Raw genomic sequence first — 1,767 nt, 5'->3', positions numbered from 1 at the left:
GTGCTCCACCACCAGCGGGACCCGGACCAACTTGCGGGACATTGGCGTCTGGAGCCGGCGGCGTCGGTACCTGAGGAGCCGGCGCCGGCAGGGCCGGCATGAAGTTGCCGGGAACTGACTTCTGCTGCGCAGGCGCCGGCGGTTGCGGCTGCGTGGCAGCCGTCGGACGCACGCTGATCGTCACCGCGACAGCCAGTGCGGCAAAGCCGGCAACCAGAATTCCGCCGACAGTGCTGCCTACCAGTAATGCGCGACCTACCGGCGGAGCCGCGTCGTCCAGCACCCCATCGTCGTCGTCGCCGTCGTACTCCACGGGCAGCAGCTCGGGATCGTATTCTTCTTGCGAGTACGCCAGCTCCGGACCCGATCCCGTCGCCGCAGGCGCGTTCGCGGTTGCTCCGTCGAAGGCGGCGGTCTCATCGCCGATCGGCCCCAGAGGTGCCACGGTGGTTGCATCGCCATCGGGGTAGGAAAAGCGGCCGGTGGGCATCGCTGCTGCCGCCATCGTCGCGTCTCCGGCCGGGTACGCAAGCCGACTGGTCGCCGCCGGAGGCGCGTTCGGGTCGCCCGCCGGGTAAGGAATCTGGCCGGTCGCCACCGCGGGCGCCGCCATCGTCGCGTCTCCGGCAGGATAAGCAAGCCGGCCAGTGGGAGCAGGCCGCGCACCGGCACCTGCCGGCGGATACGTCAGCCGCGCCGTCACCGCCTCCAGCGCCGCACCCCTGGCGATCGCGAAGTCGGGATCCTCAGGCACCGCAAGCGGTAACGAGGACGTCGCCGCCAGCTCTCGCGCGATGGCAGCGGCATCCGAGGACGAACTGATCAGGTAAACACTGTCTGCCGCAGCGGATTCCTCGCGCAGCCGGCCGAGCAGTGAGCCTGCGGCGCGGACCGCGTCGGAGCCCTCGAATGGTTCCTCGCCAACCGGCTTCGGATCGCCACCGTTGACGATCGACAGCCGCGCCGATCGGTCGTCGACAAGCAGCACAGCCGATTCACGCTGCGGATGGCCGCCGGAAAGGTTGCGCACCAGCGCGGTTGCGGCAGCGGACTCAGAAAGCACCGCGACATTCTGCACACCGGAGTCGGTCAACGCCTGACGCAGCTGACCGGCTCGTCGCGGGTCCGACCAACACAGCCGAGTGGCGACCAGTCGGTGGTATTGGTCTGTCAACGACCGATTGGTGCCGACCACCGTCTCGGTCAGCGCCGCGATCGGATCGCCGGCCAGGTCGACGACCGACTCGTCGAGCACACCTTGGCCGTCGGGCCCTGAATCCAGCAGAGCCAAGCGGGCAACCGGACCGGCTACGGCGACGCCCAAAGCGAGGTCCACCGCGGCCCTCCTCTCGAGACAGCGCGCCGCAGGGGCACGCTTTCTGGTCGCTTCCGGCGAATTCGCGGGCGAGCCTGAAGCCAGTGATGCCTGAGCATCATCCCACGGTGACGACCTGGGCATATGGGCGATCGCCGAGACGACGCGCAGGATTCGTACAAGTTGCGCCCCGACTTCAGGTCGCCCCGTGGATCAGCCGTCAAGTTCGTGCCGGATCATTCGATAGCGGTTATCGTCGCAGATGAGCAGCGCGTTTTCGGAGCGGATCGTAACTTTCACCGTCCAGGGAGATCTTGTGAGCGAAGGGCGCGACGAAACAGCTACCGACCGCTTCAGACGCGGGCAGCAAGCGGGCCGTGTCGATCCTCACCGCCCACCTCCGCGCGAACCAAGGCAAGCAGAACCAGCCGCGGCGCCCAGAGCCTCGGCGA

The 1,767-nt window shown here is 68.2% G+C and carries 1 pseudogene; it reads right to left on the bottom strand.

The features are described from left to right. Positions 1–1,336: pseudogene (locus tag WA317_RS18700) on the bottom strand (hypothetical protein); the annotation flags it as partial. Positions 1,337–1,767: the final 431 nt, after the last annotated feature.

The sequence above is a fragment of the Mycobacterium sp. genome, from assembly GCF_049802695.1.
In the GTDB taxonomy this organism is placed as follows: Bacteria; Actinomycetota; Actinomycetes; order Mycobacteriales; family Mycobacteriaceae; genus Mycobacterium.
The sequence above is the reverse complement of the archived record's forward strand: the minus strand, read 5'-3'. Positions and strand labels throughout refer to the sequence as shown.